Raw genomic sequence first — 24534 nt, 5'->3', positions numbered from 1 at the left:
TGGTTGCTTAATTCCTTTTCATTTGGGAGGTAGTTTTTCCCTCAGCCTCTTTCTTTTAACTGTTCAACCACTTAGACCGATATAGAGACCAGATAGGCAAAAGAACTTGTTCTTGAAACTGACCTCTGCTATAATGATTGGTGTAAGGGACGTGAGGCGTCGATACCAGATGGTTCAAGTTTCTAAAAACGAAATTGGAGATAAAGAAATGAAAAAATTATTGGGGATTGTATTTTTAATAGCAGCAGTGACAGTAGTGTATTTTGGTTCTGTTGGCTGGCCAAGTTTGGATGTCAACCTCTGGGCCCTGATTCCGGTAGGCCTGTTCCTCTTTTTCACTATAGAGAATCTTTTGAAAAAAGACTACAAGGCTAGTCTCATGTGTTTGATTATTGCCTTCATCATCGCAAATGTAATTTTGGACCTGTTGCCAATTTCAAGTGGTCTAGTAATTGGTGCAGGCGTCCTAGCTTGTGTAGGTATTGGCTGTCTATTTCCTGATAAAGAAAATAGGAATTGATGAAAAAGTATATAAAGAAAAAAACACTTCAATCACTGTATTTCAGTTTGATTGAGGTGTTTTTGATTTAAGATTTTATTTTTGAACTAAAAGCTCAAAAATCATCTCGATATACATGACAAGGGTTAATAAGAATCCTGCACGCCAGAAGAATTTGATGAATTTAGGATAGTAAAAGCTACGTTTTTTCAAAAGGAAGAAAAAAATGAGAACAATGGCTAGGAGTGAGAGGGCTAGCCCCAGTCTAGGGAGGAAATTATGGGTAAAGGTTTTAGCTGTAATCAGGTAATACTCAAATACCAAGACTGGAAAAGCCAAATCCGCAAAGTTTCGGCCTAGTTTTTTTAATCTAAAAAGTTTGGTTATGATAATGCAAACGACTAAGGTCAGTATCAATAATAAAATAGATGCTAATTTCATTAAAATCATATCCATATTGTATCATAAAAAATCGCTAATGGAAACGAGAAACAGAGGAATTTATAGGAAAGTCAGGCTTTTGAGATTGTGGGTGATTTTTGTTATAATGAAAGTTATGAAATCTTATAATACCTTGAATGATTATTATCGAAAACTCTTTGGAGAAAAGACTTTTAAAGTCCCTATTGATGCGGGATTTGACTGTCCCAATCGTGATGGAACTGTGGCTCATGGAGGCTGTACTTTTTGTACGGTTTCAGGTTCTGGAGATGCTATCGTAGCATCAGATGCGCCTATCCGAGAGCAATTTTATAAGGAAATTGACTTTATGCACCGTAAGTGGCCGGATGTTCAGAAGTATCTGGTTTATTTTCAAAATTTTACCAACACCCATGAAAAGGTGGAAGTCATCCGAGAGCGCTATGAGCAGGCTATCAATGAGCCAGGTGTGGTCGGAATCAATATCGGAACGCGACCAGACTGTTTACCAGACGAAACTATCGAGTATTTGGCTGAGTTATCGGAACGCATGCATGTGACGGTAGAATTGGGCTTGCAGACCACTTATGAAACAACCTCTGACCTGATTAACCGCGCCCATTCCTATGAGTTGTACGTGGAAACGGTCAAGCGTTTGAGAAAGTATCCAAAGATTGAGATTGTTTCCCATCTTATTAATGGCTTGCCTGGTGAAACCCATGAGATGATGATTGAAAATGTCCGCCGATGTGTCACGGATAACGATATTCAAGGAATTAAACTGCACTTGCTTCACCTGATGACCAATACGCGTATGCAACGTGATTACCACGAGGGACGTTTGCAACTAATGAGTCAGGATGAATATGTCAAGGTCATCTGTGACCAACTGGAAATCATTCCCAAGCATATCGTCATCCATCGCATCACAGGAGATGCACCTAGAGATATGCTGATTGGTCCTATGTGGAGCCTCAATAAATGGGAAGTTCTAAATAGTATTGAGATGGAGATGCGACGTCGTGGAAGTGTTCAAGGATGCAAGGCTGTAAAACAGGAGTTTGAAAATGAAAAGACCACTTGAAATGGCACATGATTTTTTGGCTGAGGTTGTAACTCAGGACGATATCGTAGTGGATGCGACTATGGGAAATGGCCATGACACGCTTTTTTTAGCCAAACTATCTAAGAAAGTCTATGCATTTGATATTCAGAAGCAAGCCTTGGAAAAGACGCAAGAGCGTTTGGACCAGGCTAGAATGACAAATGCCCAGTTAATCTTGCAAGGCCATGAGACACTGGACCAGTTTGTGACAGAAGCAAAAGCAGGGATTTTTAATCTGGGCTATTTGCCATCAGCTGATAAGTCTGTCATCACCCAACCTCAGACAACGATTGAAGCATTAGAAAAGCTGTGTCATTTGCTTGTCAAAGGTGGACGGATTGCTATCATGATCTATTATGGTCATGAAGGAGGCGACCTCGAGAGGGATGCTGTCTTGGATTTTGTCAGCCAGTTGAACCAACAAGAGTACACAGCTGCTATTTACCGAACTTTAAACCAAGTTAACAACCCACCATTTTTAGTAATTATTGAAAAATTAGAGAGATATAGACATGGATAAACAATACCTACGTGAAAAGCTGGATGCCATGCGCCAGAATTTTGTTGAATCAACCCACCACGAACGAGCAGTAGGTGTGTTAGACCAAGCGCATATGAGCAAAAAAATGCTTAAAATCAAGAAAAAATTAGTTGCTCTTGAAATGGAACGGTGCCAGAGAAAAATTGAGCACAAGGATTGTTCCAAGATTGACCAAAAAATCAGAGAGCAGAAGGAGATATTTGAATTCTGTTGTAAAAAAGATTAAGGAGGTCGTGCGTGGAATTACTGATTTACCTCATCCTATTTTTACTGGTCTTGATTGTCTCGAGTACAACCAATAAGCTCCTGCCCTTTTTGCCTCTCCCTTTGGTGCAGATTCTTTTGGGAATCGTGATTGGTCTTTTTTTACCCAATACCGACTTTCACCTCAATACGGAGTTGTTTTTGGCACTGGTTATTGGGCCCTTGCTTTTTCGAGAGTCGGAAGAAGCGGACATTACAGCTATTTTAAAACACTGGCGAATCATTATTTATCTCATATTTCCAGTGATTTTCATCTCGACCCTGAGTTTGGGTGGCTTGGCCCATCTTCTTTGGCTCAGCCTTCCCTTGGCAGCTTGTTTGGCTGTTGGGGCAGCCCTTGGGCCTACGGACTTGGTGGCTTTTGCTTCTCTTTCGGAGCGTTTTAGCTTTCCTAAGCGTGTGTCCAATATCCTTAAGGGTGAAGGACTCTTGAATGATGCATCAGGTTTGGTTGCCTTTCAGGTAGCTTTGACAGCTTGGACAACTGGGGCCTTTTCCCTTGGGCAAGCGAGTAGTTCGCTCATCTTTTCAATACTAGGCGGTTTTTTGATTGGCTTTTTAACAGCCATGACCAACCGTTTCCTCCATAGTTTCTTGCTAAGTGTGAGAGCAACAGATATTGCTAGTGAGCTCCTTCTGGAATTGAGTTTGCCCTTGATAACCTTCTTCCTAGCAGAAGAAGTACACGTTTCAGGAATTATTGCCGTTGTAGTTGCTGGGATTCTAAAGGCAAGCCGTTTTAAGAAAATTACGCTCCTCGAAGCCCAAGTGGATACGGTGACCGAGACGGTTTGGCATACAGTGAATTTTATGCTCAACGGTTCTGTCTTTGTGATTTTAGGGATGGAGCTGGAAATGATAGCAGAACCTATCTTGACCAATCCAATCTATAATCCCTTACTTTTATTGGTATCTATTATAGCCCTTACCTTTGTCCTCTTTGCTATTCGTTTTGTCATGATTTATGGCTATTATGCCTATAGGACTAGACGTCTCAAGAAAAAGCTAAATAAGTATATGAAGGACATGCTTCTTTTGACCTTTTCAGGTGTTAAGGGAACCGTGTCTATTGCTACAATTCTTCTGATACCAAGTAATCTAGAACAGGAATATCCTCTCTTACTTTTCCTTGTCGCAGGGGTGACGCTTGTCAGCTTTTTAACAGGTCTCTTGGTCTTGCCTCATCTTTCTGATGAACAGGAAGAAAGCAAGGATTATCTCATGCATATCGCCATTTTGAATGAGGTTACTTCGGAGTTAGAAAAGGAACTTGAAACTCATAAGAATAAGCTCCCTCTCTATGCAGCCATTGACAATTACCATGGACGAATAGAAAATCTTATCTTGAGTCAAGAAAATAAGGGGGCTCAAGAAGACTGGGAGACCTTGAAACTTCTCATCCTCAGTATTGAAAGTGATGGTTTGGAACAGGCCTACGAAGAAGGCAAGATGAGTGAGCGTGCCTATCGAGTCTACCAACGTTATCTGAAAAACATGGAACAAAGTATCAATCGCAAGTTTGCTTCACGATTGACCTATTATTTCCTTGTTTCCTTGCGGATTTTACGTTTTCTCCTTCACGAAGTCTTTACCTTAGGCAAGACTTTTCGCAGTTGGAGAAATGAAGAATCACAGAAACTCAGAGCCCTTGACTATGACCAAATTGCAGAGCTCTATTTAGAAAATACTGAGATGATTATCGAAAGTCTGGAGAACCTTAAAGGGGTTTATAAGAGTTCTTTAATCAGCTTCATGCAGGATTCTCGTCTCCGTGAAACAGCTATCATCACCAGTGGTGCCTTTGTCGAACGGGTTATCAATCGTGTCAAACCCAACAATATTGATGAAATGCTGAGAGGCTATTATCTGGAGCGCAAGTTGATATTCGAATATGAAGAAAAACGATTGATTACGACCAAGTATGCCAAGAAGTTACGACAAAATGTCAATAACTTAGAGAACTATTCCTTGAAGGAAGCTGCCAATACCCTGCCTTATGATATGGTGGAATTGGTAAGAAGAAATTAGTTAATACTCTTCGAAAATCAAATTCAAACCACGTCAGCGTCGCCTTACCGTACTCAAGTACAGCTTGCGGCTAGCTTCCTAGTTTGCTCTTTGATTTTCATTGAGTATAAGATTGTAAGTGAAGGAGTGTGACATGAAGAAGTGGTGGAAAGAGCTGATAGATAAGCCTTTATTAAAAGCTTTTTTGCATTATTATCAAGCATCAGATAGTGAGTTGACCAGTGTCGCAGTAGCCTACTATTGGTTGATCTCGATATTTCCACTACTTTTGGTGGTGGTCAATATTCTCCCTTATTTTCAGATTCCAGTTTCCAATTTTTTAAACGTGACTAATAGTTTTTTGCCTGATACGGTTTATGATGTTGTTGCAAAAATTGTAATGGAAGTTCTGACTCAGCCATCAACAGGTTTACTGAGTTTTGCGGTCTTATCAGCTTTATGGACTTTTTCAAAATCCATGAATTACCTCCAAAAAGCTTTTAATAAGGCCTATGGAGTAGCTAAGAGTAGAGGTTTAATTTACCAGCAATTGATGAGTTTACTAGTCAGTTTTGGCTTGCAAATCCTTTTTGCCTTAGCTCTCTTTCTCAGTGTCTTTGGCCGCATGCTCCTCAACCTTATCAAAAGCTACTGGAAATCGGATAGTCCTCTCTTTGATTATATGCAAGAACTGACAGGCCCCTTGGTCTATGCCTTGATTTTTGCAATCTTGGTCATGTTTTATTATTTCCTGCCCAATGTTAAGGTCCGACGGATTCGACATGTATTGCCAGGTAGTGCCTTTGTCTTGTTTACCCTGGTCTTACTGCTCAATATCTTTTCAGTCTATATTAACAATTATGTCAATCACCTAGTGGATGTGCGTTTTTTCAGTTCCATCGTCGTGGTAGTCATGATGTTCTGGTTTATTCTCATCGCTAAGATTTTAATTGTCGGCGCAGTGATCAATGCCAGTGTTCAGAGTTTGAAAGATCCGAGTTTTAGAATAAATTAACTCTTTATATATTACAAAACGCATACTATCAAGGTTTTATAATGCCAGATAATATGCGCTTTTTTTGATTGTGAAAATTAATAGATAAACATGGCATCGCCAAAACTAAAGAAGCGGTAGTGTTCTTGGATGGCATGGTGGTAGGCATCTAAGACTAATTCGCGACCTGCAAAGGCAGAAACTAACATGACCAGAGTTGATTTTGGCAGATGGAAGTTGGTTGAGAAGGCATCTACGACCTTCCATTCATACCCAGGTTTGATAAAGATATTGGTCCAGCCAGAATCTGCTTGGATTTGCCCATCAAACTTGGAACCAATAGTCTCCAAGGTGCGGATAGAAGTAGTTCCGACAGCGATGACACGACCACCGTTTTCTTTAACAGAGCGAAGAGTGGTAGCTGCTTCTTCAGAAAGTTGGTAGAATTCTGAGTGCATTTCATGTTCGTCCAGATTGTCAACTGAAACGGGTCTAAAGGTTCCGAGCCCGACATGAAGCGTCAGATAGACTAGATGAACACCCTTGGCTTGGATTTCTGCCAGCAGTTCTTTGGTGAAGTGGAGACCAGCAGTAGGTGCTGCAGCAGAGCCACTTTCCTTGGCGTAAACAGTTTGATAGCGTTCGCGGTCATCCAGTTTTTCATGGATATAAGGTGGTAGCGGCATTTCACCCAGACTTTCCAAAACTTCTAGGAAAATTCCTTGGTAATCAAAGCGGACAATACGACCACCGTGGGTCAATTCTTCCGTAACGACAGCGCTGAGGCGACCATCACCAAAGCTGACACGAGTCCCGACCTTGAGGCGTTTGGCAGGTTTAGCCAGAACTTCCCACTCATCTCCACTAGTATTTTTGAGCAGGAGAAGTTCCACATGACCTCCAGTTTCTTCCTTTTGACCATAGAGGCGGGCAGGGAGAACGCGGGTGTCATTCATGACAAGGGCATCGCCAGGTTCCAGCATATCAATAATAGAGTGGAAGTGTTTATCCTGCATTTCTCCCGTCTCACGGTTGACAATGAGGAGTTTAGAAGCATCTCGTTTTTCAAGAGGCGTTTGGGCAATCAATTCCTCGGGTAAGTGGAAATCAAAATCAGCTGTATTCATATATCTGTTCATTCTTTCTAAGTTCTAATCCTATCCATTATAACATGTTTCAAGTTTGGACGCTCTTTTTTTAGAAATTAAATCGTTTTCACTTGACAAGAATTGGTCTATACCATATAATAAATATAGATTAAAACGGAGGATGAAAAGATGAAAGTTATTAAAGTTGAAAACCAAATCGAAGGTGGAAAAGTTGCTTTTGAGATTTTGAAGGAAAAATTGGCCAACGGCGCTCAAACCCTAGGACTTGCAACAGGAAGCAGTCCACTTGAATTTTACAAGGAAATTGTTGAGAGCGACCTTGATTTTTCAAATCTAACCAGTGTCAACCTAGATGAGTATGTAGGGCTTGATGGGGACAACCCACAGTCTTATCGTTACTTCATGCAAGAAAACTTGTTTAACCAAAAACCATTTAAAGAAAGTTTCTTGCCTCGTGGGGTTAAGGACAATGCTGAAGCTGAAGTTGAACGCTACAACCAAATTTTGGCCGACCATCCAGTTGACCTCCAAATCTTGGGAATCGGTCGCAATGGACATATCGGATTTAATGAACCTGGTACTCCATTTGACAGTCAAACACACCTTGTAGATCTTGATCAGTCTACTATTGAAGCAAATGCACGTTTCTTTGACAAGATTGAAGACGTCCCAACCCAAGCCATTTCAATGGGGATTAAGAATATCTTGGATGCCAAGTCTATCCTTCTATTTGCTTACGGTGAGTCGAAAGCAGAAGCTATTGCTGGAACCGTGTCTGGTCCAGTGACTGAGAGTTTGCCAGCAAGTAGCCTACAAAATCACCCGAATGTGACCATCATCGCAGATGCTGAAGCGCTTAGTTTACTTGAAAAATAAAAAAGTGAACTCTTTCAGTTTTTCTATTTAATGCTTTCACGACTTGTATAAATGGCAGAAAAAATCAAAATTAAACCGCATTTTTTCTTGACAATTATTCCTTTTACGTGTAGAATATAATAGATATTGAACTTGAAGGGAGTGAAAAAAATGTCTAAAACAGTAGTACGTAAGAATGAATCTCTTGACGACGCACTTCGTCGTTTCAAACGTGCGGTTACTAAAGCTGGTACTCTTCAAGAAACACGCAAACGTGAATTCTATGAAAAACCTTCTGTAAAACGTAAACGTAAATCAGAAGCAGCTCGTAAACGTAAAAAATTCTAATTAGAAATGAAAGGCTAGAGAAATCTAGTCTTTTTCTTTTAAATAAATACTCCAAAGCTTGCAAAAATCTGAAATATCCTCCTACAATTTGATATAATAGAGGGAAGAACTCATTTGAAGGAGGAAATGATGTCGGTTTTAGTAAAAGAAGTGATTGAAAAGCTTAGACTAGACATTGTCTATGGCGAACCAGAATTACTTGAAAAGGAAATCAATACCGCGGATATTACGCGACCTGGTCTTGAAATGACGGGCTATTTTGACTACTACACGCCAGAGCGAATCCAGCTCTTGGGAATGAAGGAGTGGTCCTATCTCGTTTCAATGTCCTCTCACAACCGTTACCAAGTTTTGAAAAAAATGTTTCTACCTGAGACACCAGCAGTCATTGTTGCTCTTGGTTTGGTGGTTCCAGAAGAAATGTTAAAGGCAGCCAGAGAATGTAAGATTGCCATCTTAACTAGTCGTACAGCTACTAGTCGTTTGTCTGGAGAGTTATCTAATTACCTGGATTCTCGTTTGGCAGAACGTACCAGTGTTCATGGGGTTTTGATGGATATTTATGGGATGGGTGTCTTGATTCAAGGTGATAGTGGAATCGGTAAGAGTGAGACAGGTCTGGAGCTTGTCAAACGTGGTCACCGCTTGGTAGCCGATGATCGGGTAGATATTTATTCTAAGGATGAATTAACTCTTTGGGGTGAACCAGCTGAAATCTTGAAACACTTGATTGAAATTCGTGGGGTTGGGATTATCGATGTTATGAGCCTCTACGGTGCGAGTGCGGTCAAGGATTCTTCACAAGTCCAGCTGGCTGTTTACTTGGAGAATTATGATACGCATAAAACCTTTGATCGTCTTGGAAACAATGCAGAGGAATTAGAAATTTCTGGCGTAGCCATTCCTCGTATCCGCATTCCAGTGAAAACAGGTCGAAATATCTCTGTCGTGATTGAGGCTGCTGCCATGAATTATCGTGCTAAGGAAATGGGCTTTGATGCGACGCGTTTGTTCGAAGAACGCTTGACAAATCTTATTGCTCAAAACGAGGTGCCTAATGCTTGATCCAATTGCTATTCATCTAGGTCCTCTAGCTATTCGTTGGTATGCCTTGTGTATTGTGACAGGCTTGATTCTTGCAGTTTATTTGACCATGAAAGAAGCGCCTCGAAAGAAGATCATACCAGACGATATTTTAGATTTTATCTTAGTAGCCTTTCCCCTGGCTATTTTAGGAGCTCGTCTCTACTATGTCATTTTCCGTTTTGATTACTATAGTCAGAACTTGGGAGAAATTTTTGCCATTTGGAATGGTGGTTTGGCCATTTACGGTGGTTTGATAACTGGGGCTCTTGTACTTTATATCTTTGCTGATCGTAAACTCATTAATACTTGGGATTTTCTAGATATTGCAGCGCCTAGCGTCATGATAGCCCAAAGTTTGGGTCGCTGGGGCAATTTCTTTAACCAAGAAGCTTATGGTGCAGCAGTGGATAATCTGGATTATCTACCTGGCTTTATCCGTGACCAGATGTATATTGAGGGGAGCTACCGTCAACCGACCTTCCTTTATGAGTCTCTTTGGAATCTGCTTGGCTTTGCCTTGATTCTGATATTCAGACGAAAATGGAAGAGTCTTAGACGAGGTCATATCACTGCTTTCTACTTGATTTGGTATGGTTTCGGTCGTATGGTCATCGAAGGTATGCGGACAGATAGTCTTATGTTCTTTGGACTTCGAGTGTCTCAATGGCTATCAGTTGTCCTTATCGGTCTTGGAATTTTTATCATTCTATATCAAAATCGAAAGAAGGCCCCTTACTATGTTACAGAGGAGGAAAAGTAAATGTTAGAAGTTGCATATATTCTTGTAGCCCTTGCTTTGATTGTATTTTTAGTGTATCTAATCATTACTGTACAAAAGCTTGGACGTGTGATTGATGAAACAGAGAAGACGATTAAAACTTTAACTTCAGATGTAGATGTGACCTTGCATCATACCAATGAATTGCTGGCTAAGGTCAATGTATTGGCAGATGATATCAATGTCAAGGTGGCAACGATTGATCCACTCTTTAGTGCTGTTGCAGATTTATCTCTATCTGTTTCAGACCTCAATGATCATGCGCGTGTCTTGAGCAAGAAAGCTTCATCAGCTGGTTCAAAAACACTCAAGACTGGTGCAAGTTTGTCAGCTCTTCGTCTTGCAAGTAAATTTTTCAAAAAATAAAAAAGGAGAATCCTTATGGGTAAACTATCCTCAATCCTTTTAGGAACCGTTTCAGGTGCAGCTCTTGCCTTGTTTTTAACAAGCGACAAGGGCAAACAAGTTTGCAGTCAGGCTCAAGATTTTCTAGATGATTTGAGAGAAGATCCTGAGTATGCCAAGGAGCAGGTCTGTGAAAAACTGACAGAAGTTAAGGAGCAGGCTACAGATTTTGTTCTTAAAACCAAAGGACAGGTTGAGTCAGGTGAAATCACTGTGGACAGCGTCCTTGCTCAAGTCAAATCATGTGCTCGTCAAGCGACAGAAGCATCAAAAGATCGATTCAATAATCTAAAAGAGCAATGGCAAGAAAAGGCCGAAATTTTTGATGAATCAGAAGAGATTGTTATTGACATAACAGAAGAATAAAATAAATAGTAACTATTCTAGATCCTATAAACTCTCTAGTGGATTATATCTCTATAGAGCTTATAGGTTTTTTATGTGGATAAAACGATTAAAAAGAAATTAGTATACTTTTTCTATGAATAGATTTGTTTTTGTTATATAATATTTTAATATGTTTATAATATTATATTTAAATATGTTGATTGTGGTATAATCGAGCTGTAATAGCTGTAATAGCTGTAATAGCTGTAATAGCTGTAATAGCTGTGATGTGTAAAATGCTCATCATAGTGATTTTTTATGGTTATATTCCTACTTGGGATTAGCTATAAAAATTGCTTTTTAATTTGATTTTGTGTTTTGACATAAGGAGGAAAAATGGAAAACAAATCGAATTCACTAAGTAGAGTAAAGCGTCACCAACGTGAAAAGGTTCTACGCTTCTCTATTCGTAAATATAGTTTTGGTGCGGCGTCAGTGGCTGTTGCAGCACTGATGTTTTTGGGTGCGCGTGTTGCTAGTGCGGATAGTGTGATTGAAAACAACTCACAAAATACCACAGATGTGCATAATCAAAAAGAGAAGAATAAATCACTCGCAGAGATTCAACAACCTACTGCTATCAAAGTAGAAGCTGCACAGAATCCTTTGGAGAAGAAGACGACAACCAAAAATGAAAACGTTGTCAAAGTGGTTGATAAAGCGAAATTAAAAAAAGTAGTTGAAGAGTTAAAGACTACTCTTTCATCGAAATCAGATCTTGACAAGTCAGTTATTTCTCCGATTAAGGACAGAGTTCAAAAAGGACAAGCCCTACTAGATAGTGATACTGCAACACAGAAGGATGTAGATGAACTACTTTCCCTTTTAGAAAGTGACTTAACTGTCTTATCAAATGCTACTAAAGAATCAAACAAGGTTCAAGAAACTGCAACTGAAAATAAGACTGAAATCAAAGATAATAAAATCACTTCTGAACTAAGTGAAGCTGATAAATCTACTTCTCAAAACAAGGAAGCTGATAAAAGCACAACAGAGAAAAAAGAATCTTTAAAATTATCTACTGATCAATTACAAGCTGCGCTTCTTGATTTGCCTGAAAATGAAACAACTAAAGAAGTGTTGGAAAAAGCCAATGAAGTTCTCTCACTTGCTCAAGGGTTATTGACAAATACTAGGGTAACATCTAATGAACTTGAGGATTTGAATCAGCGTGTAAAAAGAACATTTAATTCTGTCAAGATAGCGACTTTGCGTCTAACTTCAGGTAAGAATGACCCACGTAACGGAAATAAAATTGAAGAAGGAACAAATGTAAGAGCGGCTTCAATTTCTTCAAGATGGGATTCAAGTGACAACTTATTGATTTATCAACGTCACCGTGCGAGTGATGGAAGCAGAGTCGTTAGAAATGGATTAAGAGAATATACCGAAAAAAAAGTAGATATGTTCGCTAAAACGACAACAATCGATGGAGAACGTTATGTAGTTTATGATGTTTTCTTCAATAATGATGGTGCCTCAATGGCGCACCTAAGTAGATATCAAATCTATCGATTAATTTTACCACCTCAAATTTTAGATTTAACAAGCGAGGGTCTTTATAAAGGTAATACTTTAAGAGATTTAAAATTTGAAACTTATACGAGAAATGGTAACTCTGGAACGCTTTCTCAAAATCCAGAAAACTTTACTAGAACTGCTACTCATAATGTTAATTTCTTAAATAATTCAACTGATTATGGTTCAGGTTGGAGAAAATTAACGTATTTCAATGCTTTAGATATTAGACATAACGGTGAATATAATCGAGATATGCGTGATACTTTTAAGGGGAATAGCAATGATCCACTTTTAATTCATGCGGTAACAAGAACGGAAAGCAAATTTAATCGATACTCTTATGGTTTTGGGGTTAAAACAGAGGATAGAGATTCTGCGATTCACATGCAAGTGAAAGCTAAGCTAAAAGCTGGAGTAACAGATGATCAGGTAAGAGAGGCCTTTGCATTAGCAGTTGTTGGTACATTTGGACTTACTACAAACCAAGCATATACATTCATTTCAGGAAAAGATGCAAGTGAACCAAAATATACAGATTATCCAGACCAACCAGTACAACCAACCTTAAGAGAAAAACAAGCAAAACTATATCCTATCCAAGGTAGCAGACATACAAAAGTTGTAGGAGACACCATTCCAAACACTGGTAATCCTGTAGCGGATAAATATATTACGCGTAAGGGCAGTGGAGATTTCCCTGCTGGAATGAGCTGGAGTTGGGAAGGAAATAATTCTCCAAGTACAGCAAATGCTGGTAAGTTTACTTATACAGCAATTGCAAGATACCAAGATGGCTCTACATCAAAAGATGCAAATTCAGGATCAGATGGAAAAGTTCACTTTACGGTTAACCCTAAAAAACCGACGATTACAACGAGCGTAGTGAACAAAAAAGGCTTAACAAATCAAACAATAGAAGTTAATGTAGGCAGCGGGGTTAAAAATGGATCTGTTGTAAAATTATATGATGGAGATCGTGTAATTGGACAAGGGACATCAAATGGGACAACTGCAAGAATTACAGTGTCCGGAGCTTTACCAGGAAATCCTCTTAAAGCTGAAACAACGGTTGACAATGGCGGAGTTGTAGTTTCTGAGAAAAGTGATCCAGTTACACCAACAGAAGCACCAGACACACAAGCTCCAACATTAGCTATTACACCAGCTAATCAAACAGTAGTTGAAGGACAAAATGTAACCTTTACAGTAACAGCAAGAGATAATAAACATGTTAATCTTGATGCTAATGATTTTCTAACAAAATACGGTACTAGGGTCTTTTCAGGGAAAGCATCTGTAACTTCACCAACAGACACTGATACTGAAAAAATAAGAACTATTACGATTACAACAACGGCAGAAGATGTTGGTAAGACTAATACAATTACTTTTAATGCTACGGATAATGCTAATCACAGAGCGGCACCAGTGAGCTTTACTTTTACTGTAACTAAACGTGACAATATACCACCAACAATCACAGCAGGTAATGCTACAGTAACAAGCCGTGAACAAATCACTCCAATTTCTGTAACAGCTGTAGATAATACAGGTGGAGTTGGAATGCGCGATAATAATCCGATCGAAGTAACAGGATTACCATCAGGATTAACATATGCGAATAATCGAATTACAGGAACACCGACTGGAGCGCCTGGAAATAGTACAGTAACCATTAAAGCCTATGACAAAAATGGGAATATGGCTACAAAAACAATCACAATTACAGTACGGAGCCAAGCGGACGCTCACAATCCAACAGGAGCAGGATTAACTGTAAATCAAAACCATACCATTACAGATGCGGAATTAAAAGCAAAAGTAAGTAATGCAGGCCCAGGAACTTTATCAATTGTAAGTAGACCATCAACAGCGAATGCAGGAAACGCAGGAAATGCGGTAGTGAAAGTCACATACCCAGATGGAACATTTGACAATGTAAATGTACCAGTTACAGTAACCGACGTAACAGGACCAACAATTACAGCGGAAAGCGCAACAGTAACGAAAAATGAATCTATTACGCCAATTCCAGTAACAGCTGTAGATAATACAGGTGGAGTAGGAATGCGCGATAATAATCCGATTGAAGTAACTAATTTACCAGCAGGATTAAGATATGCGAACAACCAAATTACAGGAACACCAACAGCAGGAGTAGGTTATTATACTGTAACAATTAAGGCGTACGATAAAAACAATCGTTTAACTACAAAACAAATTAGAATTACAGTACGAAGCCAAGCGGACGCTCACAACCCAACAGGAGAAACCTTAACAGTTCCGTATAACCATAACATTACGGATGATGAAGTGAAGGCTAAAGTACAAAACTTTGCTCCAGGAACTTTAACGGTACAAAGTAAACCGTCAACAAATACATCAGGTAATGTCGGAAATGCGGTAGTGAAAGTCACATACCCAGATGGTTCACATGATACAGTAAATGTTCCAGTAGTCGTAGGACGTCCAAATAAAGATGATTACACACCGAAGTACAATGACGGAAGTGGTAAACCAGGAGAATCAGTAGAGATTCCAGTAAGTGAAGCAAACGGTAAGAAAATCCCAACAGGAACAACTTACACAAGTGGCACACCAGGAATCATCACAGTAGATAAAACTACAGGAAAAGTAACAGTAACCATTCCATCAGATAAGAATCCAGGTGATAAAGTAACAGGCAAAGTTCTCGTAAGATATCCAGATGGATCAGAAGAGGAAGTCCCAGTCACTGTAACAGTAGTCAACCGTGATAAAGATGATTACACACCGAAGTACAATGACGGAAGTGGTAAACCAGGCTCATCAGTAGAGATTCCAGTAAGTGAAGCAAACGGTAAGAAAATCCCAACAGGAACAACTTACACAAGTGGCACACCAGGAATCATCACAGTAGATAAAACTACAGGCAAAGTAACGGTAACCATTCCATCAGATAAGAATCCAGGGGATAAAGTAACAGGCAAAGTTCTCGTAAGATATCCAGATGGATCAGAAGAGGAAGTCCCAGTCACTGTAACAGTAGTCAACCGTGATAAAGATGATTACACACCGAAGTACAATGACGGAAGTGGTAAACCAGGCTCATCAGTAGAGATTCCAGTAAGTGAAGCAAACGGTAAGAAAATCCCAACAGGAACAACTTACACAAGTGGTACACCAGGAATCATCACAGTAGATAAAACTACAGGAAAAGTAACAGTAACCATTCCATCAGATAAGAATCCAGGTGATAAAGTAACAGGCAAAGTTCTCGTAAGATATCCAGATGGATCAGAAGAGGAAGTCCCAGTCACTGTAACAGTAGTCAACCGTGATAAAGATGATTACACACCGAAGTACAATGACGGAAGTGGTAAACCAGGAGAATCAGTAGAGATTCCAGTAAGTGAAGCAAACGGTAAGAAAATCCCAACAGGAACAACTTACACAAGTGGCACACCAGGAATCATCACAGTAGATAAAACTACAGGAAAAGTAACAGTAACCATTCCATCAGATAAGAATCCAGGGGATAAAGTAACAGGCAAAGTTCTCGTAAGATATCCAGATGGATCAGAAGAGGAAGTACCAGTAACTGTAACAGTAACAACACCAGCTCGTAAGACACCAACAGTAGATGTTGAACAAGATCCTAAGACAGGTGACGTTACAGTAACACCTAAGAAACCAGATGGCTCAACATACCCACCAGGAACTAAGGTAGAAATCCCAGGTAAAGATGGTAACCCAATCACTGTTACAATCGGTGAAGACGGTAAAGGTAAAGTACCAAACAGCGAATTACCAGACGGTAAAGTTCCAGGTACAGGTAAGATTACTGAACCAGGTAAACCAGCTGTGGAAGTTCCAGTAGAAACTCCAGCTAAGGTAACACCAGAAACACCAGTAACTGAAAAGCCAGGTAAGATTGAAATTACTCAACAACCAAATGGAAATGCGATTGTAACGCCTAAGAAACCAGATGGCTCAACATATCCACCAGGAACTAAGGTAGAAATTCCAGGTGAAGATGGAAACACAATCACAGTAACAATTGGCGACAATGGATCAGGTGAAGTACCAAATGACAACCTTCCTAAGAAAGATGTCCCAGGTACAGGAACAGTAACCGAACCGAACAAGAAACCATCACAACCAGTGGATGTAACAACACCAGCTCGTAAGACACCAACAGTAGATGTTGAACAAGATCCTAAGACAGGTGACGTTACAGTAACACCTAAGAAACCAGATGGCTCAACATATCCACCAGGAACTAAGGTAGAAATCCCAGGTAAAGATGGTAACCCAATCACTGTTACAATCGGTGAAGACGGAAAAGGTAAAGTACCAAACAGCGAATTACCAGACGGTAAAGTTCCAGGTACAGGTAAGATTATTGAACCAGGTAAACCAGCTGTGGAAGTTCCAGTAGAAACTCCGGCTAAGGTAACACCAGAAACACCAGTCACTGAAAAGCCAGGCAAGATTGAAATTACTCAACAACCAAATGGAAATGCGATTGTAACGCCTAAGAAACCAGATGGCTCAACATATCCACCAGGAACTAAGGTAGAAATTCCAGGTGAAGATGGAAACACAATCACAGTAACAATTGGCGACAATGGTTCAGGTGAAGTACCAAATGACAATCTTCCTAAGAAAGATGTCCCAGGTACAGGAACAGTAACCGAACCGAACAAGAAACCATCACAACCAGTGGATGTAACAACACCAGCTCGTAAGACACCAACAGTAGATGTTGAACAAGATCCTAAGACAGGTGACGTTACAGTAACACCTAAGAAACCAGATGGCTCAACATATCCACCAGGAACTAAGGTAGAAATCCCAGGTAAAGATGGTAACCCAATCACTGTTACAATCGGTGAAGACGGAAAAGGTAAAGTACCAAACAGCGAATTACCAGACGGTAAAGTTCCAGGTACAGGTAAGATTACTGAACCAGGTAAACCAGCTGTGGAAGTTCCAGTAGAAACTCCGGCTAAGGTAACACCAGAAACACCAGTCACTGAAAAGCCAGGCAAGATTGAAATTACTCAACAACCAAATGGAAATGCGATTGTAACGCCTAAGAAACCAGATGGCTCAACATATCCACCAGGAACTAAGGTAGAAATTCCAGGTGAAGATGGAAACACAATCACAGTAACAATTGGCGACAATGGTTCAGGTGAAGTACCAAATGACAATCTTCCTAAGACAGATGTCCCAGGTACAGGAACAGTAACAGAACCGAACAAGAAACCATCACAACCAGTGGATGTAACAACACCAGCTCGTAAGACACCAACAGTAGATGTTGAACAAGATCCTAAGACAGGTGATGTTACAGTAACACCTAAGAAACCAGATGGCTCAACATACCCACCAGGAACTAAGGTAGAAATCCCAGGTAAAGATGGTAACCCAATCACTGTTACAATCGGTGAAGACGGTAAAGGTAAAGTACCAAACAGCGAATTACCAGACGGTAAAGTTCCAGGTACAGGTAAGATTACTGAACCAGGTAAACCAGCTGTGGAAGTTCCAGTAGAAACTCCAGCTAAGGTAACACCAGAAACTCTAACTCCGAATGCAGATCAGGTAGATACTAAGAATACTAATGATAATGGAGCTAAATCAAATGATTCTCAAAATGTATTGCCAAATACAGGAACAGAATCAAATGCGACTCTTGCATCTCTAGGACTTCTTGGTATGCTAGGTGGTCTCGGACTTGCTCTTGGAAAGAAAAAAGAAGACTAAAAATTTAGTCAAATGAACATTCATCCTTTTGTATTTTAACAACAAACTAGATTGATTCTGAGAGTTGCTTTATCCATAAACTACAAAGAATGATTAGATAAAAAAAGCGAACAATGCTAGAATTTTGTTAAACGGAATTCTAAGTATTGTTCGCTTTTGTGGTATAATAATTACTATGCAGAAAAAACCAACGTCAGCCTATGTGCACATCCCGTTTTGTACCCAGATTTGTTATTATTGTGACTTTTCAAAAGTTTTTATCAAGAATCAGCCGGTAGATAGTTATTTGGAACATCTGTTAGAAGAGTTTCAATCTTATGATATTCAAAAGTTGAGAACCCTCTATATCGGTGGTGGCACACCGACAGCTTTGTCAGCTTCTCAACTGGAGGTTTTATTGGATGGCTTGACTAAAAACTTGGACTTGTCTGCCTTAGAAGAGTTGACCATTGAAGCCAATCCAGGTGACTTGGATGCGGATAAGATAGCCGTTTTGAAGAACTCGGCTGTCAATCGTGTCTCTCTAGGTGTGCAGACCTTTGATGACAAGATGTTGAAAAAGATTGGGCGCAGTCATTTGGAGAAGGATATTTATGAAAATATCGACCGTCTAAAACTGGCTGGTTTTGACAATATCTCCATCGATTTGATTTATGCACTGCCAGGTCAGACCATGGAGCAGGTCAAGGACAATGTGGCTAAGGCCATTGGGCTGGATATTCCCCATATGAGTCTGTATAGCTTGATTTTAGAAAATCATACGGTCTTTATGAACCGAATGCGACGAGGGAAATTGCCTCTGCCTAAGGAGGAACTGGAAGCTGAGATGTTTGAGTATATCATCGTAGAGCTTGAGCGAGTTGGTTTTGAGCATTATGAGATTTCTAATTTCTCCAAGCCTGGTTTTGAAAGTCGCCACAATCTCATGTACTGGGACAACGCTGAATACTATGGCATCGGTGCTGGGGCATCTGGTTATGTCAATGGTGTCCGCTATAAAAATCATGGTCCGATTCGTCATTATCTCAGTGCTGTTGAGGAAGGTAATGCTCGCATCACAGAAGAGCACTTGAGTCAAAAGGAGCAGATGGAAGAAGAAATGTTCTTGGGCCTCCGCAAGAAATCAGGAGTCTCCATGGCGCGATTTGAGGAAAAATTTGGACGGTCCTTCGATGGACTTTATGGAGAAATTGTCAGAGATTTGGTTCAACAAGGTCTCATGCAAATAGACGGTGATCGCGTGCGCATGACAAAAAGAGGTCTCTTTTTAGGAGACACTGTAGCAGAACGATTTATTTTGGAGTAGGATGATGGGCTTAACTTATCAAATGAATATGAAAATTCCTTTTGATATGGCTGATATGAACGGTCATATCAAGCTTCCAGATGTGATTTTGCTATCCCTGCAAGTTTCAGGGATGCAGTCTATTGAGTTGGGGGTTAGTGATAAGACTATTTTGGAAGAGCATAATCTGGTCTGGATTATCACAGATTATGATATTGAGGTGGTTCGTTTGCCTCGTTTTGCAGAGGAAATCACTATCGAAACGGAAGCCCTGAGCTATAATCGACTTTTTTGCTACCGTCGCTTTACCATTTATGATGAAGCGGGGCAGGAGCTCATTCACATGATGGCGACCTTTGTTCTCATGGACCGAGATAGTCGAAAAGTCCATGCTGTCGAACCTGAGATTGTGGCTCCTTACCAGTCTGATTTTGATAAAAAGCTCATCCGTGGACCAAAGTATGAGTCCTTGAACGAGCCAGTCAGCAAGGATTACCATGTTCGTTTTTACGACTTGGATATGAATGGTCATGTCAATAACAGTAAGTATCTGGATTGGATTTTTGAGGTCATGGGAGCGGATTTTTTGACCCAATATATTCCCAAGAAAATCAATCTCAAGTATGTCAAGGAAGTTCGACCAGGTGGGGTGATTACATCGGCTGTTGAACGGACTGGACTGGAAAGCAAGCATGAGATCACAAGCGACGGGGCTACCAATGCCCAAGCTATCATCACTTGGCAAGAAATAAAAAAGGATTAGGAAGAAATAGATGAAATATAAAGGCTATTTAATTGATTTAGACGGAACCATTTATAAGGGGAAGGATCGAATTCCAGCAGGAGAGGCTTTTGTCCATGAATTGAAAAAGCGGGACATTCCTTATCTTTTTGTGACCAACAATACAACCCGCACTCCTGAGAGTGTTCAGCAGATGTTGGCTCAGAATTTTAATATCGATACAGCTCTATCGACTGTTTACACAGCAACTTTGGCGACTATCGATTATATGAATGATTTGGGGCTTGAAAAGACCGTCTATGTCATCGGAGAAGCAGGACTCAAAGATGCCATTAAGGCGGCGGGCTATGTCGAAGACAAGGAGAATCCTGCCTATGTAGTAGTAGGCCTGGACTGGCAAGTCGACTATGAAAAATTTGCGACAGCAACTCTTGCGATTCAAAAGGGAGCTCACTTTATCGGAACCAATCCTGACCTCAATATCCCGACAGAACGGGGTCTTTTGCCAGGTGCTGGTTCACTGATTACGCTTCTTGAAGTAGCAACACGAGTGAAGCCTGTTTATATCGGGAAACCAAATGCTATTATTATGGACAAGGCGGTTGAGCACTTAGGTTTGGAACGTGAAGAGTTAATCATGGTTGGGGATAATTACTTGACTGATATTCGAGCAGGAATTGACAATAGCATTCCAACGCTCTTGGTGACGACAGGTTTTACCAAGGCAGAAGAAGTAGCAGACCTGCCAATCGCACCGACTCATGTAGTTTCTAGCCTTGCGGAGTGGAACTTTGATGAAAACTAAATTGATCTTTTGGAGCTCTATGTTCTTTCTCCTCTCCCTCTCAATCCTTCTGACTATCTATCTGGCTTGGATCTTTTATCCTATGGAAATTCAGTGGTTGAACTTAACAAATCGAGTCTATCTAAAACCGGAAACCATTCAGTACAACTTTCATATCTTGATGAATTACCTGACCAACCCTTTTAGTCAGGTCTTGCAGATGCCTGATTTTCGTTCGTCAGCAGCTGGGCTACACCATTTTGCGGTGGTCAAAAACCTCTTTCACTTGGTTCAGCTAGTAGCCTTAGTGACACTGCCAAGTTTCTATTTCTTTATCAAAGGAATTGTGAAAAAGGGATTCTTGTCTCTCTATCGTAAAAATTTTCTGGCTTTAGTTGTCTTGCCTGTATTGATTGGTCTTGGGGGAGTTTTGATTGGTTTTGACCAATTCTTTACTCTTTTCCATCAAATTCTCTTTGTGGGAGATGATACCTGGCTTTTTGACCCAGCTAAGGATCCAGTGATTCTGATTTTGCCAGAGACCTTCTTCCTTCATGCCTTCCTCCTCTTTTTCACCCTCTATGAAAGCTTCTTTGGTTTTCTGTACCTGAAAAGTCGTAGGAAGTAAAACGAAAGACGTTTTTAATTTGTATATATAAAAAATCATATAATTTAAAACCATCGTTAAGAGTGAATTAACTAAATCCAGAATATATCAATCGTTCGCAAACAGTCTATTTTTCTTGAAAAATAGGCTTTTTTTAAAAAATCGCTAGTCAAGCGCTTTATTTTTGTGTATAATAGAAATAGCAAAGTATAGATAAGAAGAGAAAAGCATGATTACACTATTTCTATCACCGAGCTGTACATCATGTCGTAAGGCTAAGGCCTGGTTAGAAAAACATAAGGTTCCCTTTGTGGAACACAATATTATGACCAGTCCTTTAACAAGAAAAGAATTGCAACACATCCTTTCCTTGACCGAAAATGGTACTGATGACATCATTTCAACTCGTTCAAAAATTTTTCAAAAATTGAATATTGATGTAGAGAGTATTTCGGTATCGGAATTGCTTCATTTGATTGAGCAGTATCCTAGTCTTTTGCGTCGTCCAATTATTATCGATGCTAAACGCATGCAAATCGGTTTTAATGAAGATGAGATTCGTGCTTTTCTCCCTCGTAGTTATCGTAAGCAAGAACTAAAAGAAGCAAGAATGAGAGCTGGTATTAGTTAATGAACAAACAGTATAGTTACCCACTAGATTTGTCGTGGAGCACTGAAGAACTTGCTTCAGTGCTTTCTTTTTTTAATGATGTTGAAGCTGCCTATGAGGGCAAGGTAGAGGCTAAAAAGTTACTGGAATCCTATAAGGAATTCAAAGCGGTCGTGCCAAGCAAGAGCGAAGAAAAACGTTTGGGCCGAGAATTTGAAACAGTTAGTGGCTATTCGCTTTATCGAGCAGTTCAGACTGCCAAGGAAAAAGGGGAAGGGAAGATTTCTCTTGGAAAGTAAATTTGAATTTGCTAAAGAGCTTATTAAGAGAGCGGGCCAGTACATCCTTGACCACATGCAGGAAGACTTGTGTGTTGAGACCAAGTCCTCTCCAACAGATTTGGTGACCAGACTGGACAAGGAAGTTCAGGAACTCTTGGTTGGTGAGATTTTATCCCGTTATCCTGAGGATAAGATTTGTGCTGAAGAAGGTTGTCTGCGAGCCTCGGTTCAAGAGGGCAGGGTTTGGGTTATTGATCCCATTGATGGGACCAATAACTTTGTAGCCCAGCAGGAAGATTTTGCTGTTATGATGGCTTATTTTGAGAATGGTCAAGGTCAGTTTGGTCTCATTTATGATGTGGTCAAAGGGGATTGTTACCACGGTGGCGGAGCCTTTCCAGTTTGTCTAAATGATAAGCCTCTAGCTCCTTTTAAACCAAAACCACTTGGAGATTTCCTTATTGCAGGGAATAGTGGCATGCTGGAAACCAATGAATGGGGCTTGGCTGATTTGAGTCGAGCGGTCCTCGGTGTTCGTGTCTATGGGAGTGCGGCCATTAGTTTTGCCAAGATTTTGTCAGGGCATTTATTGACCTATGTCACTTATCTGCAACCATGGGATTATGCTGCCGCTAATATTTTAGGGGAAAGTCTGGGCTATCGGGTGGTGACCCTTTCTGGTGAAACTCCTAATTTTCAAACCAGACAGCCGGTCATGATGCTACCTCTTGAGATGCAGGAGGAAATTCAGTCCTATATTTACGAAAGGAAAAGAACTTAAATGCAATTTCCAGAAGGATTTGTTGAAAAATATGAAGAGATACTAGGAGATGAGGCAAGAGATTTTCTTGCCTCTTTTGAGGAGGAAGCGGTTTCGGCTTTTCGGATCAATCCTTTAAAAGAAGCGCCAGTTTCCTTTTCTGATGCCATTCCTCAAACTCCTTGGGGCCACTACGGGAAGGTGTCTGGGAAATCGCCTGAGCATGCTACTGGTTTAGTTTATTCGCAAGAACCTGCTGCTCAGATGGTTGCTCAGGTAGCCCAGCCCAGTCCTGGTATGAAAGTCTTGGATTTGGCTGCTGCACCGGGTGGCAAATCAACTCAGCTGGCAGCCTATCTAGCAGGGGAGGGTCTCCTTGTTTCCAATGAAATTTCAAGCAAACGGGCTAAGATTTTAGTAGAAAACATGGAGCGCTTTGGAGCGACAAATGTCGTGGTGACCAATGAATCTGCTGACCGCTTGGCCAAGGTTTTTAAAGGCTATTTTGACCTCATTGTCCTTGATGCTCCTTGCTCTGGTGAAGGGATGTTTCGTAAGCAACCAGATGCTATGGACTATTGGAGCTTAGATTATCCGAGTCAATGTGCTAGCTTGCAAAGAGAAATTCTAGCAGATGCCGTGACCATGTTAGCTCAAGGTGGTCGTCTGGTTTATTCAACTTGTACCTGGGCCCCCGAGGAAAACGAAGAGATTGTCAATTGGCTACTGGAAGAGTATGATTTTGATTTGCTGCCAGTTGAACATATCAATGGAATGGTAGCTGGTATTGACCTGCCAGAAACAGCTCGGATGTACCCTCATCAGTTTAAGGGAGAGGGGCAGTTTGTAGCTCATTTACAATTTAGAGGTGACAATCCAGCTCCTAAATTTAAGGCAAGTAAGAGCAATCTCAGCCGCGAACAAGTTACTTTGTGGCAGGAATTTGCCCAAAAACACCTGAAAATCAATCTAAGGGGAATCTTGCAGACTTTTGGTGACCAACTCTATCTCCTGCCAGAATTTTTGCCAGATTTAGGGAAACTCAAGATTGCTCGCAATGGCCTGCATCTGGGTACCTTTAAGAAGAAACGCTTTGAGCCCAGTTTCGCTCTTGGCCTAGCCTTGAAACCGAGTCAGGTCAAGCAGTCGGTTGAAATTGCCCAAGAAGCGTTTGTAAAGTATGTGGCTGGAGAGACTGTTCAGCTTGAGGAAAGTCTGCCAAATGGTTGGTACCAAGTTTTGGTTCAGGGCAATGGTTTGGGCTTTGCTAAGGTGACTGGAAATGTTTTGAAAAATTATTTTCCAAAAGGCCTTAGATTCAAGTGAAAATGCTAGTCAAAGTAGCTTGTCTATGTTATAGTGGAAGTATGGATTTTTTTCAAATTGTCTTTC

23 protein-coding genes are annotated in these 24534 nt (G+C 40.4%); 21 read left to right on the top strand and 2 right to left on the bottom strand.

What is annotated here, in order from left to right:
- The first annotated feature begins 208 nt into the window (after positions 1 to 208).
- Entirely contained in the window at positions 209 to 520 is a 312-nt protein-coding gene (locus FQT24_RS04860; protein WP_143952352.1) for a hypothetical protein, read from the top strand.
- Between the two features lie 75 nt (positions 521 to 595).
- On the opposite strand, the gene FQT24_RS04855 is transcribed toward FQT24_RS04860, so the two are convergent.
- A complete protein-coding gene (locus FQT24_RS04855) occupies positions 596 to 955 on the bottom strand; it encodes a DUF3397 domain-containing protein (protein WP_143952351.1) in 360 nt (119 codons plus the stop codon).
- Positions 956 to 1046: 91 nt separating this feature from the next.
- On the opposite strand from FQT24_RS04855, the gene FQT24_RS04850 reads away from it, so the two are divergent.
- From FQT24_RS04850 to FQT24_RS04825, 5 genes are all read left to right on the top strand, one after another.
- On the top strand, positions 1047 to 2003 hold the full coding sequence (locus FQT24_RS04850) for a tRNA modification radical SAM protein MnmL/YtqA (protein WP_143952350.1): 957 nt from the start codon (positions 1047 to 1049) through the stop codon (positions 2001 to 2003).
- The gene (locus FQT24_RS04845; protein ID WP_033679920.1) at positions 1987 to 2544 is read left to right on the top strand and encodes a tRNA 5-(aminomethyl)-2-thiouridylate-methyltransferase MnmM; all 558 of its coding nucleotides are present in this window, start codon (positions 1987 to 1989) and stop codon (positions 2542 to 2544) included. Before FQT24_RS04850 ends, FQT24_RS04845 begins: the two co-directional genes overlap by 17 nt.
- A complete protein-coding gene (locus tag FQT24_RS04840; RefSeq protein ID WP_143952349.1) occupies positions 2537 to 2791 on the top strand; it encodes a hypothetical protein in 255 nt (84 codons plus the stop codon). Before FQT24_RS04845 ends, FQT24_RS04840 begins: the two co-directional genes overlap by 8 nt.
- 11 nt (positions 2792 to 2802) lie before the next feature.
- Complete coding sequence (locus FQT24_RS04835) at positions 2803 to 4857, top strand: cation:proton antiporter (protein ID WP_143952348.1); 2055 nt, start codon at positions 2803 to 2805, stop codon at positions 4855 to 4857.
- Positions 4858 to 4990: 133 nt separating this feature from the next.
- Complete coding sequence (locus FQT24_RS04825) at positions 4991 to 5851, top strand: YihY/virulence factor BrkB family protein (RefSeq protein ID WP_143952347.1); 861 nt, start codon at positions 4991 to 4993, stop codon at positions 5849 to 5851.
- Between the two features lie 77 nt (positions 5852 to 5928).
- Here the strand turns inward: FQT24_RS04825 and queA are convergent, their stop codons facing one another.
- Positions 5929 to 6957, bottom strand: a complete 1029-nt coding sequence (gene queA / locus FQT24_RS04820; protein WP_125411284.1) for a tRNA preQ1(34) S-adenosylmethionine ribosyltransferase-isomerase QueA — start codon at positions 6955 to 6957, stop codon at positions 5929 to 5931.
- A 150-nt stretch (positions 6958 to 7107) separates the two neighbouring features.
- Here queA and FQT24_RS04815 point away from each other — a divergent pair, with 150 nt between their 5' ends.
- The 15 genes from FQT24_RS04815 to FQT24_RS04745 all read left to right on the top strand — a co-directional run bounded on the left by FQT24_RS04815 (position 7108) and on the right by FQT24_RS04745 (position 24468).
- Positions 7108 to 7815 (top strand): glucosamine-6-phosphate deaminase, encoded by a 708-nt coding sequence (locus tag FQT24_RS04815; RefSeq protein ID WP_125411285.1) that lies wholly within the window; start codon positions 7108 to 7110, stop codon positions 7813 to 7815.
- Positions 7816 to 7965: 150 nt separating this feature from the next.
- Complete coding sequence (rpsU, locus tag FQT24_RS04810) at positions 7966 to 8142, top strand: 30S ribosomal protein S21 (RefSeq protein ID WP_000048054.1); 177 nt, start codon at positions 7966 to 7968, stop codon at positions 8140 to 8142.
- Positions 8143 to 8271: 129 nt separating this feature from the next.
- Entirely contained in the window at positions 8272 to 9207 is a 936-nt protein-coding gene (gene hprK, locus FQT24_RS04805) for an HPr(Ser) kinase/phosphatase (RefSeq protein ID WP_185952582.1), read from the top strand.
- Positions 9200 to 9988, top strand: coding sequence for a prolipoprotein diacylglyceryl transferase (gene lgt / locus FQT24_RS04800; protein WP_084927363.1), 789 nt, complete (start codon positions 9200 to 9202; stop codon positions 9986 to 9988). The genes hprK and lgt overlap by 8 nt, the downstream gene beginning before the upstream one ends.
- A complete protein-coding gene (locus tag FQT24_RS04795; protein ID WP_000895040.1) occupies positions 9989 to 10372 on the top strand; it encodes a DUF948 domain-containing protein in 384 nt (127 codons plus the stop codon).
- Between the two features lie 15 nt (positions 10373 to 10387).
- Positions 10388 to 10777: a YtxH domain-containing protein gene (locus FQT24_RS04790; RefSeq protein ID WP_125411286.1), complete on the top strand. Its 390-nt coding sequence runs from the start codon at positions 10388 to 10390 to the stop codon at positions 10775 to 10777.
- Positions 10778 to 11134: 357 nt separating this feature from the next.
- On the top strand, positions 11135 to 18073 hold the full coding sequence (locus tag FQT24_RS04785; RefSeq protein ID WP_143952345.1) for a YPDG domain-containing protein: 6939 nt from the start codon (positions 11135 to 11137) through the stop codon (positions 18071 to 18073).
- A 175-nt stretch (positions 18074 to 18248) separates the two neighbouring features.
- The gene (hemW, locus tag FQT24_RS04780; RefSeq protein ID WP_124787273.1) at positions 18249 to 19379 is read left to right on the top strand and encodes a radical SAM family heme chaperone HemW; all 1131 of its coding nucleotides are present in this window, start codon (positions 18249 to 18251) and stop codon (positions 19377 to 19379) included.
- 4 nt (positions 19380 to 19383) lie between these two features.
- Entirely contained in the window at positions 19384 to 20121 is a 738-nt protein-coding gene (locus FQT24_RS04775) for an acyl-[acyl-carrier-protein] thioesterase (protein WP_124787274.1), read from the top strand.
- 10 nt (positions 20122 to 20131) lie between these two features.
- Complete coding sequence (locus FQT24_RS04770; protein WP_124787275.1) at positions 20132 to 20905, top strand: TIGR01457 family HAD-type hydrolase; 774 nt, start codon at positions 20132 to 20134, stop codon at positions 20903 to 20905.
- Positions 20895 to 21512, top strand: coding sequence for a TIGR01906 family membrane protein (locus FQT24_RS04765; protein WP_124787276.1), 618 nt, complete (start codon positions 20895 to 20897; stop codon positions 21510 to 21512). The genes FQT24_RS04770 and FQT24_RS04765 overlap by 11 nt, the downstream gene beginning before the upstream one ends.
- Positions 21513 to 21720: 208 nt before the next feature.
- Positions 21721 to 22122, top strand: coding sequence for a Spx/MgsR family RNA polymerase-binding regulatory protein (locus FQT24_RS04760; protein ID WP_000631259.1), 402 nt, complete (start codon positions 21721 to 21723; stop codon positions 22120 to 22122).
- Positions 22122 to 22400 carry a UPF0223 family protein gene (locus FQT24_RS04755; protein ID WP_124787277.1) on the top strand — a complete coding sequence of 93 codons (279 nt, stop codon included), beginning with the start codon at positions 22122 to 22124 and terminating at the stop codon, positions 22398 to 22400. Before FQT24_RS04760 ends, FQT24_RS04755 begins: the two co-directional genes overlap by 1 nt.
- Entirely contained in the window at positions 22390 to 23163 is a 774-nt protein-coding gene (locus tag FQT24_RS04750; protein ID WP_125411201.1) for an inositol monophosphatase family protein, read from the top strand. Before FQT24_RS04755 ends, FQT24_RS04750 begins: the two co-directional genes overlap by 11 nt.
- Positions 23164 to 24468 (top strand): RsmF rRNA methyltransferase first C-terminal domain-containing protein, encoded by a 1305-nt coding sequence (locus tag FQT24_RS04745; protein WP_143952344.1) that lies wholly within the window; start codon positions 23164 to 23166, stop codon positions 24466 to 24468.
- Positions 24469 to 24534: the final 66 nt, after the last annotated feature.

Source organism: Streptococcus mitis (assembly GCF_901542415.1).
Lineage (GTDB): Bacteria > Bacillota > Bacilli > Lactobacillales > Streptococcaceae > Streptococcus > Streptococcus mitis_BL.
The sequence above is the reverse complement of the archived record's forward strand: the minus strand, read 5'-3'. Positions and strand labels throughout refer to the sequence as shown.

What these genes read in the sequence shown, in the direction of transcription:
- FQT24_RS04860 (WP_143952352.1), top strand. Translation starts at nt 209, where the DNA reads ATGAAAAAATTATTGGGGATTGTATTTTTAATAGCAGCAGTGACAGTA.
- FQT24_RS04855 (WP_143952351.1), bottom strand. Translation starts at nt 955, where the DNA reads ATGGATATGATTTTAATGAAATTAGCATCTATTTTATTATTGATACTG.
- FQT24_RS04850 (WP_143952350.1), top strand. Translation starts at nt 1,047, where the DNA reads ATGAAAGTTATGAAATCTTATAATACCTTGAATGATTATTATCGAAAA.
- FQT24_RS04845 (WP_033679920.1), top strand. Translation starts at nt 1,987, where the DNA reads ATGAAAAGACCACTTGAAATGGCACATGATTTTTTGGCTGAGGTTGTA.
- FQT24_RS04840 (WP_143952349.1), top strand. Translation starts at nt 2,537, where the DNA reads ATGGATAAACAATACCTACGTGAAAAGCTGGATGCCATGCGCCAGAAT.
- FQT24_RS04825 (WP_143952347.1), top strand. Translation starts at nt 4,991, where the DNA reads ATGAAGAAGTGGTGGAAAGAGCTGATAGATAAGCCTTTATTAAAAGCT.
- queA (WP_125411284.1), bottom strand. Translation starts at nt 6,957, where the DNA reads ATGAATACAGCTGATTTTGATTTCCACTTACCCGAGGAATTGATTGCC.
- FQT24_RS04815 (WP_125411285.1), top strand. Translation starts at nt 7,108, where the DNA reads ATGAAAGTTATTAAAGTTGAAAACCAAATCGAAGGTGGAAAAGTTGCT.
- rpsU (WP_000048054.1), top strand. Translation starts at nt 7,966, where the DNA reads ATGTCTAAAACAGTAGTACGTAAGAATGAATCTCTTGACGACGCACTT.
- hprK (WP_185952582.1), top strand. Translation starts at nt 8,272, where the DNA reads ATGTCGGTTTTAGTAAAAGAAGTGATTGAAAAGCTTAGACTAGACATT.
- lgt (WP_084927363.1), top strand. Translation starts at nt 9,200, where the DNA reads ATGCTTGATCCAATTGCTATTCATCTAGGTCCTCTAGCTATTCGTTGG.
- FQT24_RS04795 (WP_000895040.1), top strand. Translation starts at nt 9,989, where the DNA reads ATGTTAGAAGTTGCATATATTCTTGTAGCCCTTGCTTTGATTGTATTT.
- FQT24_RS04790 (WP_125411286.1), top strand. Translation starts at nt 10,388, where the DNA reads ATGGGTAAACTATCCTCAATCCTTTTAGGAACCGTTTCAGGTGCAGCT.
- FQT24_RS04785 (WP_143952345.1), top strand. Translation starts at nt 11,135, where the DNA reads ATGGAAAACAAATCGAATTCACTAAGTAGAGTAAAGCGTCACCAACGT.
- hemW (WP_124787273.1), top strand. Translation starts at nt 18,249, where the DNA reads ATGCAGAAAAAACCAACGTCAGCCTATGTGCACATCCCGTTTTGTACC.
- FQT24_RS04775 (WP_124787274.1), top strand. Translation starts at nt 19,384, where the DNA reads ATGGGCTTAACTTATCAAATGAATATGAAAATTCCTTTTGATATGGCT.
- FQT24_RS04770 (WP_124787275.1), top strand. Translation starts at nt 20,132, where the DNA reads ATGAAATATAAAGGCTATTTAATTGATTTAGACGGAACCATTTATAAG.
- FQT24_RS04765 (WP_124787276.1), top strand. Translation starts at nt 20,895, where the DNA reads ATGAAAACTAAATTGATCTTTTGGAGCTCTATGTTCTTTCTCCTCTCC.
- FQT24_RS04760 (WP_000631259.1), top strand. Translation starts at nt 21,721, where the DNA reads ATGATTACACTATTTCTATCACCGAGCTGTACATCATGTCGTAAGGCT.
- FQT24_RS04755 (WP_124787277.1), top strand. Translation starts at nt 22,122, where the DNA reads ATGAACAAACAGTATAGTTACCCACTAGATTTGTCGTGGAGCACTGAA.
- FQT24_RS04745 (WP_143952344.1), top strand. Translation starts at nt 23,164, where the DNA reads ATGCAATTTCCAGAAGGATTTGTTGAAAAATATGAAGAGATACTAGGA.